Source organism: Shewanella sp. ISTPL2, from assembly GCF_013283205.1.
Lineage (GTDB): Bacteria > Pseudomonadota > Gammaproteobacteria > Enterobacterales > Shewanellaceae > Shewanella > Shewanella oncorhynchi.
In genome coordinates this window covers 1,311,950-1,330,397 of record NZ_JAAPAV010000001.1, presented here as the reverse complement: position 1 = coordinate 1,330,397, position 18,448 = coordinate 1,311,950, and the positions used below count along the sequence as shown (strand labels likewise).

The 18,448-nt window shown below is 44.4% G+C and carries 17 protein-coding genes; 7 read left to right on the top strand and 10 right to left on the bottom strand.

Annotation, left to right across the window (positions count from 1 at the left end):
• The first annotated feature begins 69 nt into the window (after window positions 1-69).
• Window positions 70-1,053: a porphobilinogen synthase gene (gene hemB / locus HUB64_RS05990; RefSeq protein WP_028760201.1), complete on the top strand. Its 984-nt coding sequence runs from the start codon at window positions 70-72 to the stop codon at window positions 1,051-1,053.
• Window positions 1,054-1,207: 154 nt separating this feature from the next.
• On the opposite strand, the gene HUB64_RS05985 is transcribed toward hemB, so the two are convergent.
• A complete protein-coding gene (locus tag HUB64_RS05985) occupies window positions 1,208-2,113 on the bottom strand; it encodes a bifunctional methionine sulfoxide reductase B/A protein (protein WP_173248648.1) in 906 nt (301 codons plus the stop codon).
• A gap of 393 nt (window positions 2,114-2,506) precedes the next feature.
• Here HUB64_RS05985 and HUB64_RS05980 point away from each other — a divergent pair, with 393 nt between their 5' ends.
• Together HUB64_RS05980 and ylqF are read left to right on the top strand one after the other, a co-directional pair.
• A complete protein-coding gene (locus HUB64_RS05980; RefSeq protein ID WP_173245279.1) occupies window positions 2,507-3,346 on the top strand; it encodes an isopenicillin N synthase family oxygenase in 840 nt (279 codons plus the stop codon).
• Between the two features lie 150 nt (window positions 3,347-3,496).
• Window positions 3,497-4,438 (top strand): ribosome biogenesis GTPase YlqF, encoded by a 942-nt coding sequence (gene ylqF, locus HUB64_RS05975; protein WP_011919190.1) that lies wholly within the window; start codon window positions 3,497-3,499, stop codon window positions 4,436-4,438.
• A 302-nt stretch (window positions 4,439-4,740) separates the two neighbouring features.
• Here the strand turns inward: ylqF and HUB64_RS05970 are convergent, their stop codons facing one another.
• The 7 genes from HUB64_RS05970 to HUB64_RS05940 all read right to left on the bottom strand — a co-directional run bounded on the left by HUB64_RS05970 (window position 4,741) and on the right by HUB64_RS05940 (window position 12,219).
• Window positions 4,741-5,118 (bottom strand): SH3 domain-containing protein, encoded by a 378-nt coding sequence (locus HUB64_RS05970; RefSeq protein WP_173496586.1) that lies wholly within the window; start codon window positions 5,116-5,118, stop codon window positions 4,741-4,743.
• A gap of 333 nt (window positions 5,119-5,451) precedes the next feature.
• Window positions 5,452-7,440 carry a GMC family oxidoreductase gene (locus HUB64_RS05965; RefSeq protein ID WP_173245285.1) on the bottom strand — a complete coding sequence of 663 codons (1,989 nt, stop codon included), beginning with the start codon at window positions 7,438-7,440 and terminating at the stop codon, window positions 5,452-5,454.
• Window positions 7,437-7,967, bottom strand: coding sequence for a hypothetical protein (locus HUB64_RS05960; protein ID WP_173496585.1), 531 nt, complete (start codon window positions 7,965-7,967; stop codon window positions 7,437-7,439). The genes HUB64_RS05965 and HUB64_RS05960 overlap by 4 nt, the downstream gene beginning before the upstream one ends.
• Window positions 7,968-7,986: 19 nt before the next feature.
• Window positions 7,987-9,303, bottom strand: coding sequence for a hypothetical protein (locus HUB64_RS05955; protein ID WP_173496584.1), 1,317 nt, complete (start codon window positions 9,301-9,303; stop codon window positions 7,987-7,989).
• Window positions 9,304-10,300: 997 nt separating this feature from the next.
• Window positions 10,301-10,768 (bottom strand): GNAT family N-acetyltransferase, encoded by a 468-nt coding sequence (locus tag HUB64_RS05950; protein WP_173245294.1) that lies wholly within the window; start codon window positions 10,766-10,768, stop codon window positions 10,301-10,303.
• Window positions 10,769-11,000: 232 nt separating this feature from the next.
• Window positions 11,001-11,219, bottom strand: a complete 219-nt coding sequence (locus HUB64_RS05945) for a hypothetical protein (RefSeq protein WP_173245296.1) — start codon at window positions 11,217-11,219, stop codon at window positions 11,001-11,003.
• A 70-nt stretch (window positions 11,220-11,289) separates the two neighbouring features.
• Window positions 11,290-12,219, bottom strand: coding sequence for a DNA ligase (locus tag HUB64_RS05940; protein WP_173245298.1), 930 nt, complete (start codon window positions 12,217-12,219; stop codon window positions 11,290-11,292).
• Window positions 12,220-12,498: 279 nt separating this feature from the next.
• Here HUB64_RS05940 and HUB64_RS05935 point away from each other — a divergent pair, with 279 nt between their 5' ends.
• On the top strand, window positions 12,499-12,870 hold the full coding sequence (locus HUB64_RS05935; RefSeq protein WP_173496583.1) for a diacylglycerol kinase: 372 nt from the start codon (window positions 12,499-12,501) through the stop codon (window positions 12,868-12,870).
• Between the two features lie 10 nt (window positions 12,871-12,880).
• On the opposite strand, the gene hdfR is transcribed toward HUB64_RS05935, so the two are convergent.
• Window positions 12,881-13,750: an HTH-type transcriptional regulator HdfR gene (hdfR, locus tag HUB64_RS05930; RefSeq protein WP_173496582.1), complete on the bottom strand. Its 870-nt coding sequence runs from the start codon at window positions 13,748-13,750 to the stop codon at window positions 12,881-12,883.
• Between the two features lie 108 nt (window positions 13,751-13,858).
• Here hdfR and HUB64_RS05925 point away from each other — a divergent pair, with 108 nt between their 5' ends.
• The 3 genes from HUB64_RS05925 (at window position 13,859) to HUB64_RS05915 (ending at window position 16,579) form a co-directional block, all read left to right on the top strand.
• Entirely contained in the window at window positions 13,859-14,308 is a 450-nt protein-coding gene (locus HUB64_RS05925; protein ID WP_173496581.1) for a DUF413 domain-containing protein, read from the top strand.
• Window positions 14,309-14,328: 20 nt separating this feature from the next.
• Window positions 14,329-15,336, top strand: a complete 1,008-nt coding sequence (locus HUB64_RS05920) for a RimK family alpha-L-glutamate ligase (RefSeq protein ID WP_105252744.1) — start codon at window positions 14,329-14,331, stop codon at window positions 15,334-15,336.
• Between the two features lie 379 nt (window positions 15,337-15,715).
• Window positions 15,716-16,579 carry a hypothetical protein gene (locus HUB64_RS05915; RefSeq protein ID WP_028760263.1) on the top strand — a complete coding sequence of 288 codons (864 nt, stop codon included), beginning with the start codon at window positions 15,716-15,718 and terminating at the stop codon, window positions 16,577-16,579.
• 133 nt (window positions 16,580-16,712) lie between these two features.
• On the opposite strand, the gene HUB64_RS05910 is transcribed toward HUB64_RS05915, so the two are convergent.
• The gene (locus HUB64_RS05910) at window positions 16,713-18,335 is read right to left on the bottom strand and encodes a M28 family metallopeptidase (protein ID WP_173496580.1); all 1,623 of its coding nucleotides are present in this window, start codon (window positions 18,333-18,335) and stop codon (window positions 16,713-16,715) included.
• Window positions 18,336-18,448: the final 113 nt, after the last annotated feature.

Below are 18,448 nucleotides of genomic sequence, written 5' to 3'. Positions count from 1 at the left end.
CGAATTTATCCCTTGCCTTTCCCTTAGTATTGTACGATTGCTTTAACCCGCCTTCGATAAGGACATTTCATGTTAAACACGCCTCCATTGCGTCGCTTAAGACGCTTACGTAATTCAGAAGCAATGCGCGATCTGCTGCGCGAAACCCATATTTCGCTAAGCGATCTTATCCATCCCCTGTTCATTGAAGAGCACATCACCCATGCTGTGCCTATCTCCACGCTACCTGGCATCAGCCGTTTACCTGAGAGCGCACTGGCGGATGAAGTTCGCGAGCTTTACGCCCTCGGGATCCGCTATGTGATGCCCTTTGGGATTTCCCACACTAAGGATGATAAGGGCAGCGATACGTGGGACGACAATGGTTTACTCGCCCGTATGGTGCGCACCATTAAAGCTACCGTGCCTGAGATGATGGTAATCCCCGACATTTGTTTTTGTGAATACACAGACCACGGCCATTGCGGCGTGGTGCACAATAATGAAGTCTGCAACGATCTCACAGTCGAAAATTTAGTTAAGCAATCGATAACAGCCGCCAAAGCGGGCGCTGATATGTTAGCACCATCGGCCATGATGGACGGTCAAGTGAAAGCCATTCGCCAAGGGCTCGATGCCGCAGGTTTTGAACATGTGGCGATTCTGGCCCACTCGGCAAAATTCGCCTCTTCTTTTTACGGTCCTTTTAGAGCAGCGGTTGATTGTGAACTCAGCGGAAATCGCAAGGGATATCAACTGGATTATGCTAATGGTCGTCAAGCCCTGTTAGAAGCCTCATTAGATGAAGCCGAAGGCGCCGATATCCTGATGGTTAAACCTGGCACCCCCTACTTAGATGTGCTCAGCCGTTTAAGACAAGAAACCCACTTGCCACTCGCCGCCTATCAAGTCGGCGGTGAATATGCGGGCATTAAATTTGCCGCCCTTGCGGGCGCGTTGGATGAGCGTGCGGTGGTGACTGAAACGTTTATCGGCTTAAAGCGGGCGGGTGCAGATTTGATTGTCAGCTATTACACTAAACAATACGCCCAATGGTTAACTGAAAGCCGATAGTTGCGTCGGTAGCGAATCAAAAGTTACGCTAATCGTTAAATCGATAGCTAAGCGGCTTGTTAAGAGAACAACTAGGTTTTGCACTTTAGAAACCCCATAAAAACGCCACCTTTATCGGTGGCATTTTTGTATTTAACACCTTGTGCTAAATCGCTTAAGCCTTCTGCAATCTTGCAAACAAGGCTTTCACTTTTTCCACTTTAGGACGCACGACCATCTGACAATAGGGCTGCTCACCGTGTAAAGCGAAGTAGTCATTGTGATAATTTTCAGCGGGATAAAAAGTATCAAATGCTGAAACTTGGGTCACTATCGGCGCATCAAAAACCTTGGCTGCTGCTAACTGAGTCAGCATAGCGGTAGTTTGCTCTATCTGCTCAGCATTATGGGTAAACACCACTGAGCGATATTGTGGCCCCTTATCATTACCTTGGCGATTAAGCGTGGTCGGATCATGGCTCTCAAAAAAGACCTGTAATAACGTCGTAAAATCAATCTCCTCAGGGTTGAACTCGATATGCACAACCTCTGCATGGCCGGTTTGGCCCGAGCAAACAGATTTATAATCGGCATCATGGGCATCACCGCCAGCATAGCCAGAAGTGACATTCACCACGCCCTTTAGGCTTTTAAAAATCGCTTCGACGCACCAAAAACACCCAGCACCAAAAGTCGCAAAGTGATTAGGTGCTGGTTCAACAGCATCATCCATCCCTTTGAACACCATAGATACGGAGTTAACACAGTGACGGATATTGTTAGGTGTTAACATTTCACCTTCAAAGACATGCCCCAAGTGACCGCCGCACTGGCTACAAACAATCTCGGTTCTGCGGCCGTCGGCGTCTATGTGGCGGGTTACAGCGCCGGCAATTTCATCATCGAAGGCAGGCCAGCCACAATGGGCATTAAATTTATGCTCAGAGCGATACAAGGGGGCATGGCATTTTTTGCATAAATACAAACCCTTAGCATCGTGCTCATAATACTCACCACTAAAGGGGCGTTCAGTGCCTTTCTCTTCGATAACATAGCGTTCAAAATCGGTCAGTTTATTCATATTATCGGTCAGTTTATTCATATTAATGCCCTTTCGACTCACGTCGTTGTGTATTTCGATATTCTTTGATTAAGAAGCTGATTTATAAGGAAGCCAACATAAGACCCACTCCAAGCAAGATTTCTTGCACTCGGCTTCAAAATGCAGCTGACATCAATCCAATCACAACAAATCTAATACCCATACTAACGGATTTGGTGACTAAAATCTTACCACTCAAGTAAGTACTAATATAAGTGTTCATATTAAGTACTCATATAAGCAACTGCATAAATGACGGAAAATACGGCAGTTGATCCAGATCACAGTCGCTGAGTATTTGCACCCACATCAGCGCACGGCTACACTTGCGGCGGGTCAAATTACAACTAAATATAACAAGTAGAAACCAAAATGAAATTAGAAACCATTGATTATCGCGCTGAAAACAGTGCCCAGCAATTCGTTGAATCACTTCGGGAAACTGGCTTTGGTGTTTTATCTAATCATCCGATTGATAAGCGCTTAGTTGAAGACATCTACACCGAGTGGCAAGCCTTTTTTAATTCAGAAGCCAAAAACGACTATATGTTTAAAAAAGAAACCCACGACGGTTTCTTCCCTGCGTCGATTTCTGAAACCGCCAAAGGCAACACAGTCAAAGACATTAAAGAGTACTACCACGTGTACCCTTGGGGCCGTATCCCCGATTCACTACGTACCAATATTCTCGCCTATTACGATAAAGCCAACGCACTGGCTGCAGAACTATTAGAGTGGATCGAAACCTACTCACCAGAAGACGTAAAAGCCAAGTTTTCGATACCATTGCCAGAAATGATCGCCAATAGCCAAAAAACCTTACTGCGTATTCTGCATTACCCACCGATGACGGGCAGTGAAGAAATGGGCGCCATTCGCGCCGCAGCACATGAAGATATCAACCTTATCACAGTGTTACCTGCTGCCAATGAGCCTGGATTGCAAGTGAAAGCCAAAGATGGCACTTGGTTAGATGTTCCAAGCGATTTTGGCAACATTATTATCAATATCGGTGACATGTTACAGGAAGCCTCTGGCGGCTATTTCCCATCGACGTCACACCGCGTCATCAATCCTGAAGGTACGGATAAAACCAAGTCACGGATCTCTTTGCCGTTATTTTTACATCCAAACCCTGCTGTAGTGCTGTCAGAACGTTATACCGCTGACAGTTATCTGATGGAAAGATTGCGCGAACTCGGGGTAATCTAAGCCTTAATTCAGCCTATTAATCCAAGTAACAATCGCAAGAGACAGTCAAGGATTAAGCGATTAAAGCGCCTTAGGGCGCTTTTTTTATGACATTCGCCACCTTCAAGGTAGAATAGCCGTTCTTTAAGTTATTTAGGACAAGGCGTTATCATGGCAATTCAGTGGTATCCGGGGCATATGCACAAGGCACGCAAGGAGATTGAAGAGGCAATGCCTCAGGTCGATCTTGTTATCGAAGTGCTGGACGCGCGTATTCCCTACAGTAGCGAAAACCCCATGGTGGCTCAGCTTCGAGGCGACAAACCTTGTATCAAACTGCTCAATAAATCTGATCTGGCCGATCCAGAGATCACCGCACAATGGATTGAATACTTAGAGCGTGAGCAAGGCGTCAAAGCCACGGCGATCACAACGCTGCAAGCGGCAATGGTGAAAAAAATCCCTGATCTCTGCCGTAAGCTAGTGCCAAGTCGCGATAAAACCGAAAAAGACATTCGCACTATGATCATGGGGATACCCAACGTTGGGAAATCTACCATTATCAATACCTTAGCTGGCCGTGTTATCGCCAAAACTGGTAACGAACCTGCGGTAACCAAAACCCAGCAACGGATCAATTTACGTAACGGTATCGTGCTGTCGGATACCCCAGGTATTTTATGGCCCAAAGTGGATAACGAAGCGAGCAGCTATCGCCTTGCCGTCACTGGCGCCATTAAAGATACGGCGATGGAATATGAAGATGTGGCCCTGTTCGCCGCCAAGTATTTCTTAACCGCTTATCCAAAAGAGATTTGTGAGCGCTATAACTTAAGTGAATTACCAAAAGATGATGTTGCACTTCTCGAGGAAATCGGCCGCAAACGTGGTGCGCTGCGTCCCGGTGGTCGCATCGATATGCACAAGGCATCAGAGTTATTACTGCATGAATATCGCTCGGGGAAAATAGGCTTACTCTCGCTAGAAACGCCTGCGATGGCAGAGCTTGAAAAGATTGAAGTCGCCCGTATCATGGCCGAAAAAGAAGCAGAGAAAGAAGCCAAATTGGCAGCAGAGAGACTTAAACGTTCAGGCAAACGTCATAACGACTAGTCAGCCCGCCACTCTGCATTTAGAATATAAGGCGCAGAGTTTGTTAAAGACGTTAAAGACAAGACGCTGATGACTTTTATATTCCAGCTTATAACGCTCATTCATCAAGTTTAAAGTTAAAGCCAGTATATTGAATATACTGGCTTTTTTACTAATAGAAACGGAAAGCTTGCGCTAAAAAACACTTTTTCGCCAGTGACTTCTGCGTGCCTGATATAAGATCTCAATATCCGCCAGTCATCATCCTCTTAGCACAATACACCAAGGAACCATCTTGGGTTTGACTGCACGGCAAAGGTGCTTTAGTCGCGGGATGGATCTACCACTTCTTTCAAGTTTTCTAATGGTACCCACCCTGATTCTTCACTGACAGCTTTTATACACCATACCCAACCATTCAACATTCGTGTGCCAATGAGTTGTTCCCCTTCATGCACATTAAGTTCTCTTGCCGTATAGTCCTCAAGCGCCAGCCCGTTGGAATTTTTTAGGCGCTGAATCACTTGACCAGGAACCCAACCAGCATCTTGCCCTGGCGTAGTGCAAAGGAACCAGAGATCCCAGCCTTCAGGACCTGCATATTTTTCTCCAACGGTAAGAGAATCACCTTTTTTGAACGTAATGGGGTTAGGAAACTCACTTTCATGTGGATTGACAACGATATATTTCTTAGTAGTCATGTATTCAGCTAACCTTTTGATAAATATCCGTAAAAATTAACTTTATTCGCTTATTAAAGCACGCCCAATTAACGCTCGGTTTGAGTGAAACTTATCAGTTTTCTATCAGACATACTATCCGACAACACACGCATGCACAGTTTTCAAACTAATTATCAGCATAAAAAAACTGTAATATTTTGATTTTAAATACGATGACAATAAACTGCATTATGAGTAGGAAAATGCCAGTTAGCGTAATATGAAGGTATATTCAGTTAGCCAAAAACCGCGCCAATTTGCACGCGGTTTTCAATGGGAATTAACAGCAAGCTAATGAACAATTACAACTTTTTAACTTATTTTAAGGTCTTCCAAAACATGATCTGCTGCCTGGAATGCCAACGCTGCCAAAGTGAGGGTTGGATTACCCGTTGCAACCGTTGGAAACACTCCGCTACCGACTAAAAACAGATTGCTATGATCCCAAGATTGCTGACGAGGATTCACCACCGACGTATCTCTGCAGTCCCCCATTCGATACGTCCCCACAATGTGTCCAGCACCGTAAAACGTAAAATTATGGCCCTGATATTCAAAATTATTCGATGTTACTTGACTCTTATCACCATAAAATACCGGCGCAGGCGGAGCCTTGGTATATTCCCGCGCATCAAGGGCGTCAAAGAGTTTGGTCGAAATATCTTTAGCCGACACGAACGCATTGCGCACATAATCCTCGCGTACACGATAGGTTAATTTGGGGCGCGGCAAACCTAAGTTATCTTTCAGCGTCTCCGACAACTCGACACGGTTTTCCGGATCAGGTAATTGTTCAATTAAATAGCCCATACGAATTTGCCGTGTGTAAATACCATTCAAGGTATTCACCAGTGAGGCACCAAATAAAGCGCTATTAGCAGACATGGCGGGATCAAACCGTAATGGAATCCCCTGCTGATTGACAGAATCCCCATTTAATTGCGAATTATTTTGCCCAAATACAAAATCAGCTAAGGTCGTGAATGGATCGTTCGCAGCCCACTGCCAACCTTCATTACCGATTTCAATACGATAGGCGGCACGGTCTTTACGAAAGGCGCCATCGCGTAAACTTTCGATACCCGCAGTAGATAAAGGCCCTCGAAAACCATAGACAGGATCTTTCGCCAGACCCCAGGCCAAATACATAATGTGATCCATCAAATTACGCCCCACTTGATCGCTATGGTTGGCGACGCCGTTTGGACAGGCTTTATTACGTTTAGACATGAGCAATAATTTTGGCGTCTCAATCGCGTGAGCTGCAATCACATATTTTTTACCCGTAACGGTACCGCCGCCCGTCGCGATCCCCCCGTGAGTTTGATAGGTCACATAATCAATACCAACAACATCCTTTGTGTTTTCATCCACTTGAACATTTGTCGCGACGTGACGATAAAACACATCAACATTACCGGTTTGCAATGCTCGCCCGAGCGTCACAGTAGCATCGTATTTGGCTTGGATTGGGCAAATGGGAATACAATTTGTATTCCCCGCACATTGACGGCGTTCACCCGGTAATGAATTGCGCCCCTGAGGGGTTGGTGTAACCGACAATTGAATATTGTCATACACCATATCGCTCACCGCTTGTTCATATTGTAGATCGACTAAAGATGAAACAATGCCAGGCATGGGATAATCGTAATTCGCGCCATAAACGCCATCCGGTGAAACATTAAATCCGCGATAAAGCTGATCCATTGCCTCTTTGTCACCGGCCACACCTATCTCATTGGTCGCCTGTTCATAGTAAGGAACCAGCGCCTGATAAAATTGTTTTCCACCAGGCCAATCCACACCCTGCTTATACTGGGTTTGCAACTCAAAATCATTGGGCAATAAATGCAAACTGGTTCCTAGCCAATGCCAAGTTGTGCCGCCGCCAATACGCTCATAGGAACTCGCAAAAGCAAACTTTGCTTCAGGGCTGTCAGGTTTCAAATGCTCTGGTTGCGGCGTGTAATCGAAATAACATTGCTTTGGATTGCGCCATGCGCCAATTTGCAACACGGTATAACGCGGCACATTTTCCTTCGCAGGATCAGGCAATCCGAGTGGATTATCCGCCGTCGATGCAGCTGGATTTTGTGTGGTTGGAGGATAAGGTGACTCAGGTGTTTTGGCATTGGCTTTAAAGAAGGTTTCCATGTAACCACTGCGGTCAACAGGCACTTCCTGCCCTGCTTCGAGGATTAATACTTTTTTCCCCGCCATCCCCAATTGATAAGCCATGATAGAGCCGGCAATACCTGATCCCACAATAATGACATCGTAATTGGTTTGAGTACTCATACTGCACCTCCTTGATGACCCGTATATGCCGACAGTGCAGCGGGTGGTTTCGCCCAATAGCCATAGCGATAATTTGAATCCCCCATCGGATGCGCCTGCATAACTTGCCAAACTAAACCTGTGGTATAACTTTTTGCCGAAATCATATCGCTAACCGTGGTTTCCGGCTCTGTATCCGTCACGGGAATAATGGTTGGCCATGCACCTGAGTACCACATAAAAATCAATTTACGACAGGCCAACACAAAATTAGCTCCGTTGTCTGGCGCCAGCATTTGCGTACCAATTTGTTGATCTGATAATTGCTGCGCTTTTAACGCCGCAAATTTTTGCAGAATAGTAGTCACTAAAGTTGGGTCCTTCGATTCTTCGGTTATTTTTTGCGTAAATACAGGTAAGTATTCAGATTTAATATCCACGGGATCCAATGTCGGGGCAATAATACTGGTAGCAAAGCCGGTTAATACCGCGCTCAAACCAATAAAATTATTCATAGTATCGGCAGTCGCGCCTGTAATATCAGTCATGATGAGTTCCTTTCGTAAATTATTGCGCGCGTTGCAGCAAGTAAGTGAAATCAGCAAAATTACCGTTAGTGGTTGCCGCATTATTGTGACAAGCCATACAGCTACTTGATGTTTGCTTTACCGAACCTTGGATATAAGTTTCGAGCGTGGTGTTCGCTAAAAATGAGGGAGCAGGCACGCCCGTTGGATCGGTGGGATTTTTGGCATCGGTAGGCCATTGCGTGCTGATCAATTCGTAGTTCTTCCATACCGATCCCGGCACGACAGCGTCGAGTGCAGCGTGATAACTGGCATTTAAGGCTTTAGCATCGGCAGTGATAGGAATAACGCGTTCAACTTGAGTTGGTTTAGTGTGCGGGTTTGCCGGATCCCACGGGCGTGCTGGGGGTTCATTCACTTTGCAGTCAATACATTTAGGATCGTAAAAATTATATGCCGACAATGATGCTGACTCACCTTGGGTTGGCGCATTAGCGACATGCTCAAAGGTAGACCAAATCCATTGTGGTTCACCCGTGGTTTTGTGAGCAATGTGAAACCCCACTAGACCGACTTGCTCAAGCGCACACGCGGGCTTGACCCAGTGTTGCTCTTCGGGATTGTTATAAACTAGCGCATAAGTCGTATAGTAATTCGTCGCATCAAACTTGCCGCCCATTTTTATCCATGAGGCCTTAAGCATGATAGAACCTACCTGCCCAGTTTTACTGTCGCTCGCGGTAAAATCGACATCGGCATTAAACTGTTTCTGTCCTTTTTTACTGTAGAGGTTATTGTCCAAAATAAAATTGAACATGGTTTCATTGGTTAATATTTCATAACGGGTATAAAGCCCGTTTTGATCAATCAATGGACCCGTTGTAAAAGGCTCACCACTTTCATCCAACACATTCGGGGTCTTCCCTACTTGCGTTAAATAAATAGTCCCTTGAGGAATGGACTTGGGATCAATACTTTTGCAAACATCCGGCACATTATTGGACTGATCCCACCCAGGTGGTTTTACGCCATCGGGTAAAAAAATCTCCCGGCTTTCCTTCCAATGCAGCCACACGACTGGCTGGTTAGTTTTTTGCCCAATGGTAGACATAGTATTGGGTGTGCCATCGGCATTTGCTGGCCAGTTAAGTGCAATAAACGATTGCCAAGAAAAATCATCAAAATCATGTTGCAGGCTTTCGAGTGAGACCGGGGATTTTGCTGTGATTTCCAGCGGCATAACAGGGCTTAACGTTGGTAGTGTTATAGCTGCTTTTGTCACTACTGGTGCTTCTGCATGTACAGCAGCACTCATACACAAAAAAAGCGTACTATAGCTAAAAGATTTGATAGACATGAAATTAACTCTCCTTGTTATTGGGACTTATTCAATGCTTAAATCGTTTACGACTCCACTTTCTTTAACGACTTAAAATCAAGGTTTTCACAACACCCGCCACTGCAGGCGTGATGTCACGATACAAATAGCGAACAAGACTTCACCTCAACCAAATCCAAATAAATGGGTTTGGATATTAAAATTGAAGTTTGCTGTTTTGATCGCAGTCTCTGGCTTACTGAGCAGGTCTGAACAGATTGATTGATACGGATAAATATTAACGTCTTTCATTGAAATTCCTTTTCATGATTGCGTTTTATCACGATACCTTGAGCCTAGATAATCCATTGAGGATCACCTCAAATGAAACCTAGTTATCTCAGTAGAAGGGTTAAACACTCCTGTGTTCCCGTAGTGAAAATAATTCTATTATGCAGAAATAAAAGTAACCTTCTGAAAATATTCCATGTTAAAAGATTGTTTACGTTTCACTTATTGTCAAGCGTGAGGCAGGAGGTTTATTTTATTTGCAAAAAAGCCCGCCGCACGAGACGACGATAACAGCGGTAAAAGCATAATGTGATATCAAGAGTTCAACATTGATCTGAAGTCTGCGAGAGCCAAGCGTGGGCAGTGCTCCAACACTGACTAAGCGATCGTAGAATCGGTCGCAACTACGCGCGACCTATTCTTATTTGGTTGCCATTGATTCAACAATATCTGTTAACGTTTGGAAGATTTCGACTCATTTTCATCATTAGATTCTGTAAAGAGTCACTCAGCATCTGATTATATGGCCCTGCTAATGACTTTATAAACACTTTGACTGAAACAGAACACAACCGGTTCTTACTGTTGAAACAGGAAATCTATTTTCTTGTACTGACGAAAACTCTAAGATTAAAAATGATGCCATTTGGGGATGCTTTGACCTACTTAGGTAGCCCTGTGAAATATGACCATATCGTTCCACTTGCTTCCCACAATTGAGCCGCAGTGTACCTTCACAAACTTGTTATTCACCGATGTTTGTGCCCATAACCAATACATTTATACCTTTATAATTCACTTGTTCTATAGGCTTAAACCCATGATGTAAGTACAAACCTCCAGTTAAATCTTCTGTTTGAAGATATAATTTTTTCACGCCTATTTTATGTGCTAGCGATATTATCTCTTTCACAAGTTTTGAGGCGACACCCTGTCCCCTAGCCTGCTGAGTGACGTAAACACCACCAAGCCAAAATTCAAATTCTGGGTATATGTCCATTTCTCGAATTTTTAGCTCTGCTGAACCAGCAAGAACACCATTTACTTTTCCGATGATCAAAATAGGCGCGGTATCTCGATTTATTGAAGCAGAGACTTTTTCAACGACTTCCTCCTTGGTATAACTACCATTCTCTTGGCACCATTCGTTGAAATACCAACTAGCTACCGTGTCTATCGCAGAGGGATTATCGGCAAGTAATGAAATTTCCATATATGTCCTTAGATGTACAACGATTTGATTTTCTTTATGAACAACATCTTACCAACTTAACCTTGCAAGGCAAGCAGCCCACAACCATTGATGTTTGTAGTCAAACTATACTGGGATTTCCACTAACTTTGGTTGATGTCCCGATAATCTCACCACGCCAGACCTAAAATACTATATTGCTAATTTAATCGCCCCCCATTGATGGAGCACAGTCAAACTCGACCGTAACGGGTTACCGTTTTTCGACGTTCACATCCTCAATTAATCTTGGCAGTGACTTCATATTGTCAAACCGCCACAGGTGAAACATCAGTTTGTTATCCTTACCCCTTACAAAATCGCGATTGTCATCAGCACCACAGCCTAACCCAAAGTTATGCAATCCATCTGCTCGAACAAGAGTTGGATTAGCGCTCGGTGCAAACACGACTCGGCCATCGCTGTTGTCCACAGTATCAGCTCGCGGCAGGCTTAATAGACAGCAAGCAAAGTTATATCTATGAATAACATTATGATGATGTTTACTTTGCGGTGGCTTTATTACTTGGCTCAACATCACTGCGTATCCGCAGGAAACTGGCAAATCTGGGTAAGCCATTGACAGTAAGACCAAGATATTTATAGGTAATGATAGTGCCCACTGCGGGGGGATGTTGGCGCTCAGAGAGACTAAAACCTGTGCCAATACTAAAAATTCGGCCGTCTGGGGTTTGCACTTTTAATGCGCCCATCTGCCCTGCAAATTGACCTTTACCAGGGATATAAGCGATAACAGTAGCTTCAGCATCATAATAAGGTTTTAACTTCATCAAATGAGGATTGCGGCCACTGATATAAGTCGCGGAACTGCGATGCAGCATCAAGCCTTCGGCGCCTTTTGCAACTAAGGCATCGAGTTTTTGATACAGGGCTTCAAGGCTTTCTACTTGGAACTGCACTATGACTTCAAGATAATTCGATTTGCCACTCAGTTCAGTCAGCGCAAATTGATAGCGATGCTGAAAGTCGCCACTCGCCTTGGGGACATCGAACACCATAAATCGCACTTTGCGCCAATCATCATCCTTCGCTGAGGTTTGTCGAACAAGACTGGACATCGCTTCAAACTGGCCTCGCCCAAGCCATAATTCACCATCGAGAGGATAATTCGGAAAATTTACAGTAAACCAAATGGGTGTAGCGATGGCATTTCCCTGCCGAGTGAATAATTCCTTGCCATTCCAGTAACCTCGAACCCCGTCGAGTTTCTCACTAATCAAAAAATTTTGAATATTAATATCTTGCGAAGATCGAGTCGCATCAAACTCGGTAGCAAGTTGTATGGCAGGTGGTGAGGTTTGTGCGTTAACCGAAAGAGTTAAACCGCAAAGTATGAGCAAGCTGAGCTTAAAAACACTAAAACGGATGAACTGATTAAATGTTAAATTTCGTAACGGGTTTGTATGAGTCATTCCCTTGCCCACGCTGCAATATATCCTTCATCAAGCTTAGGTCGCACGGCTAAAGTTGCACTAAAATAACCGCAAAAGTCACTAACTCCCTAAGTTAACAACGAATGTTGATGATCAAATTTGCTCAGTTAATTGTTTATGCACTTTTCATCTCAGGCTATACTGCGGCCAAATTTATGACTCAGTCAAATGTTAACAAAGACAACAGTAGGGTTTATTCACCCTGTTTTGAATGAGCAGAACCTCAGCGCTTTGTCGCTAACGTCAATTGGAAACACTATGAAACCAGCCAATAATCACGGTATTAAGCGCATATTCAGAGCGACGGGATTTTCGATGAAGGGCCTAAAGGCCGCTTGGATCCACGAAGCCGCCTTCAGACAGGAATTAATCTTGACGATAGTCATGTTACCCGTAGCCTTATGGGTTGATATCAGCACTATTGAACGCCTTATGCTGATTTTCACGTTGTTTATCGTGTTGATTGTTGAGCTATTAAACTCGGCGATTGAAGCTGTGGTTGACCGTGTCGGCAGTGAAATACACCCGTTAAGTGGCCAAGCCAAGGACATTGCCTCGGCTGCCGTCTTTATGAGTCTTGCGCTTTGTGGATTAACTTGGCTGGTTGTATTAATACCGCTAGTGCTTTAATTCTTAGTCTCTAAACCGTCGCATGAGCAACCATTGAGCCATCGTCCCTTAAAAAGTCGATGGCTTGTTTGATCTGGGCTAAGCGGTCATTCTCAGCCCAATACGCAAGATACACATTTCGTGAAATGGCATTCGCGCCGCTGACGAGATACAATTCGCCGCCGCGCAATGCATGTTGCACTAGATGCTCAGGTAAAAATGCGCAGCCGCCATTATTCAAAATGAAATCTAACGCAATACGTGCTGAACTCGTGTGCAGCGTTGGCACTGGCAGCGAGGCATATTCCTGTGCGTGAACAATATTGAACGCCGTACCCCAATCGACTTTTACATATTGCCCCGGCACAACCGCTTTTACCGTTTGACCTTTTAAGCTCGACACCAACAACAAATTAATTTGCCCCAGTTGTACTATCTCAAATTGATCAAGCTTTGGCGGATCGAATGAAATCGCAATATCTAGGGTACGGTCCATTAGCTGACGCGTCATTGCATTCGCGGGTAGCACTTCGGTGCGCAACGCCACGCCAGGTAAACCGACATGCAGTCCCTGTAAATAACCTTGCAAGTAAGCGTCCCAAATATTCGGCCCTGCACCAATGGCAAGCTGAGTCGACTGTAACTGACTGAGGGAAACATCTTGCTTAGCCCGCTCCCATGCGGTTAACACCGCCTCGGCATGACCAAGCATACGTTCGCCTGCTGGCGTGGGCTGAATATTATTACGTTGCCGTTCAAATAAGGCGACACCCAAAATGCTCTCAAGCTGTTTCACCCTAAAGCTCACAGCGCTTCGGGTGAGATAAAGATTCTCTGCCGCTTTACCAAAATGGCGAGTACGGGAGACTTCGAGAAAGGTTTTTAGTAAATCGGTATCCATAAAAATTCTTGACCAACATAGGCAAATTTTTTTGATTTATAAATCAATAATACTAGCCAATACTCCAGTTGCAAATCTTTGTATATCAAAAACTAGAGGGTATCTGCCATGTCTGAACAGTCTTTTTTTAACGCTAACAAGGGTTCTGAGACGTTTAACGGCTCAGTTGCTGCCAGTTTTGTCTCTCAAAAACGTTTCTACGACGATGCTAATTTCCCCAAAGGCTTTAAACGAAGCGGCGATTTTACCAATAAAGAAGCTGAACTCCTTGAATTGCATGGTCATGCGATGAAGAATTTAGCGGAAGGAAAAACGCTGCCTTGCACCTCTGATGAAGCCCAATTTGTGGAAGTCGCCAAAGGAAATATCGCCCCCAGTAGCTTGTTAGAGCAGATCTGGGTAAAGTATCGCAGGCTCGCCATGGGGAAACCCTTTTATGCCGTGGTTGGTACAGTGCATTTGCCTGAAACCAAGCCCGAGATAGAAATAGAGGCTGAGGCTGTATTTGATATTGAAGATGATGTTCAGGATGAACCTGAACCCGAGGATAAAGAATGAAGATTAAGGTTTGCTACTAAATGCGTGGTTGGATTTTATATAAAGAAACCGCGACTCAGCTAAAACCTGAATGGTATGAAATTGAGCGTCTACTGGCGGCAGCAAAAGCCGATAACATAGAGTTGGAAGTTTATGCACCTGATGAATTTGATCTGACTGTCACCAGAGAAGATAACAAGAGTATTTTATTGAATGGGCAAGCTGTCGAGCTGCCCGATTTTATCATTCCGCGAATGGGCTCAGGCACGACCTACTTTGCTTTAGCCATTATTCGTCACTTAGAAAGATTAGGGGTATATTGCCTCAATCCATCTAAAGCCATTGAAATCGTTAAAGACAAGTTATTCTCCCAACAATTGTTGGCCGAGAAAAATCTGCCTACGCCTAAAACCATGTTGGTTAAGTTCCCCGTCGATATCGCCCTCGTAGAACGCCATCTCGGTTTTCCTGTGGTGATAAAAACACTTTCAGGCTCACAGGGCAGTGGTGTGTTTTTATCCCATAAGGCGCGTGAATTTGACGATTTAATGCAGTTAATTGAAGCGACCAATAAAAACGCTAACATCATTCTGCAAGAGTTTATCGCTAACAGTCATGGGCGTGATCTACGCGTATTCACTATTGGTGGTCGTGTGGCAGGTTGCTATGAAAGGCGTGGCCAAGAAGACAGCTTCAAAGCCAATGTCAGTGCCGGTGGTTCAGCGCGTCCATTTCAGATCACTCCTGAAATTGAATGGCTTGCTACCCAAACAGCCAATATTCTCGATCTTGATGTTGCAGGTATCGATTTATTGTTTGATAACGGCCATTACAAAATTTGTGAGGCTAACTCATCTCCAGGGTTTGAGGGCTTAGAGTCCTGTTTGAATGTGGATATTGCCGCGCAAATTTTGCATTTTATTCGCATCCGTTTAGGCATGTTTAATAAAGATGAACCAAGTAGCCCAAAAATCGTAGCTGATAGCGTAGAGGCTGAGACTTCTACCCCGTCACTTCTATCGTCTGCGTCCTCTATCGAGACGAAATAGAAGCACTAGGACATATCAATATCTAGCGGGATCGTACCGCTAGATATTCTCAATATCGATGATTCTCCTCCATGTTTGTGTCTATATCCATTTGTATCTCGCCCCATCAATAACGCAACAATCCTAAAGCCATTCAGGCAGGAAACACTTGCCCTGAGTCTTTCAATCCACAATTGATGTGATCGCTCACTCAAATTTCATTCAACCTCACGAGAACCAGCCCTACTTTTGTTTTGAATCACAATTTTTTGCATTTTTTAAAACATTTTGTTCACATTAAAAAATTTGCTGTTAAACTCCAAATGTTGTTTTTTTATGGCACTAAATTCTGACCTTATCGCTAAACATAATAAGAATAATGCAGGAGTCACTCCTTAACATGTCGATCCGCCTATTACCCCTAATCATAGCGTCACTGCTCAGCACTCAAGTGCAAGCCGATGATTTTACTATTCAGTTAGGCGGCTTTTATTCGCAATCAGACACCAATATGGAAGTCACTAACCCTATTTCGGGTAATAATTTCACCTTAGATTATGAGTCCGATCTACAACTTGCAGAAAACGAATTTTTACCCTTTATCGAGTTAAATTATCACTTTAACGAACGGCACAATATCTACCTAGACTGGAAACAGCTTCATCGTAACGCCGAAACCCAAGCCTTAACCAAACCCTTCCAGCTCGAGATTAACGACACCATTTACGATATAAAAGCAGGCGGTAATCTAAATTCAACCTTAAACATTGATGTACTGCGCTTCGGCTATGGCTATGATGTATTTCAAGGCAGTAACTATGATGTAGGTCTATCACTTGGTTTACATACTATGTTTATCAAGACAGGTTTTGAAGGGGTGATTGGTGTTTGCGCTTCATCGGAATTACTCAATAATGTCTGCGGTAGCCAAGCAATTCCGCGCATTGTTGACGAAAATGTCACTGCGCCACTGCCCGACATTGGCATATATGGTCAGTATGAATTTGTTCCTGGTTGGCAAATCACCAGCCATGCACAGTATTTTTACATCAAACTCAATGATGTCAAAGGCGAACTGGTTGATATTAAAGTGGGGGTTAATGCACAAATCACCCCAAACTGGCGTATGAGCGTGGCCTATAACTACTATAAAGTTGACGTTGATATCGCCCAAAATTCGCCGAATAAAGATACTCAAATCGCCGATTACAACATCTATTACAATTTTATTGGCCCTATGCTTTCTATCAGCTATTCCTTTTAATTCAATAAAAATCTCTTCCCATATTGTATTAAACACCCCTTCTAGCTCAAACAGTTGCCCGACCCCTGGCCCCAAATTAGTGCTAAAAAATAAGGGCGCCTACTGGACGCCCTCATGATCCAACCCATTAAACCTATTTACGGCCATCCTGCTCACGTTTGGCTTTAAAGTCTGATGATTCAAGCCAATGGGGCCAATCTGAACCATTCGCTAAGGTGGTTATCATACTGGCGATCAAGTCTAGGTCTTGACTCACGCCCTCCAACGTCCAATTTGGATCATAATCATCGGCTCCTTGGTGATATTTATGCGCAATATAGTCAGGATCTGTATCCCCAAGACTCATAAATAACAATCCTGGTACACCTTGCTGGGCCAGCGCAAAATGGTCTGATCTAAACATCAATCCATTCTGTGGTCTTGGATCCGCTTTTACCGAACGGTCTTGGACTTTGGCGGCTTTATCTAAGTATTGCTCCAACTCAGATACCCCTTCCCCATAGCGCAAAATGTAATCCACGCCTTTATTTACATTCATGCCATCGATATTTAAAAAGGCGACGATATTTTTAGTTGGCACACTGGGATGCTGAGCAAAATGCTGTGCACCAATCAGACCCGTTTCTTCTGCAGTAAAGGCACTGAAGAGCACCGAGCGATCCAGTGGTGCCGTGCTAGCTTGCTGTTTGAAGTAACGCGCTAACGCTAAAACCCCCGCCACACCGCTGGCATTATCGACCGCACCGTTTAAAATCTCTGACTTACCGTCTTCAATCACAGTGCCAAGGTGATCCCAATGGGCATGCATCATCACCACTTCGTCGGGGCGCATTTTACCGGGCAGTAAAGCCGCGACGTTATGGGACTCGGCGCGTTCAATTTTATTGTTTAACGTGAGCTGCGCGCTCAGCTTAAGTGGGATAGCCTTAAAGTTTGGCTTAGCTGCTTGCCGTTTTAAGGTATCAAAATCCAATCCCGCTTTGGCAAAGATTTTTTGTGCGGCCTCGTGCTGAACCCAGCCCATCACGCCCACTTGACCTTGGTTATTATTGGCATCGACCAGAGTAAACTTAGTCCCTGTGTTGGAATTTTGCACCACTCCCCAGCCATAGGCGGCAGGCGCTGTTTCGTGAACAATAAACACGGCCTCAGCGCCTTGACGCGCCGCTTCCTCATATTTATAAGTCCAGCGACCATAATAGGTCATAGCATTGCCTTTAAATATTGTTGGATCTTGGGTCGCAAAGCCGGGGTCATTCACGAGAACGATGACCGTTTTGCCTTTTACATCTAACCCTTGATAATCATTCCAGCCATATTCGGGTGCATTGATACCATAGCCAACAAATACCACATCGCTTTTATTCAGGCTCACGGTGTCAGCGATTCTTTGGGTTCTCGCGGTAAATTCACTGCCATTGGCAAATTTAAGTCCGCCGATATCAAGCTGCATGTTTTGATCGGCACTAATTTGCGCCAAAGGAACCGCCTGTAAATAGCTATCGCCAAATCCGGGTTTGAGACCCATATCTTTAAATGCTGTCACTAAATAGTCTAAAGTTAACGTCTCACCTTCAGACAAGGGCGCGCGTCCCCCAAAAGCATCGCTCGCTAAGGTTTTCACATCGGTTCGGTATTGCACGAGATCGAGACTTTTCACAAATGCCGTTTCAGCAAAGACAGGTAATGAGATAGTGGCCAACAGACTTGTGGTTATGATTAAATTTTTCACAACTTTCTCCCAAGTTATTATCATTATTTGGTTTTAAGGATAGACTTTACCATATCATCTTTAATTTATGATGGAAGTCTTAGCGCAAACGGAGTCGCTACATCCAAGAGTAAACGGTAATCATGTCTCCATCTGAC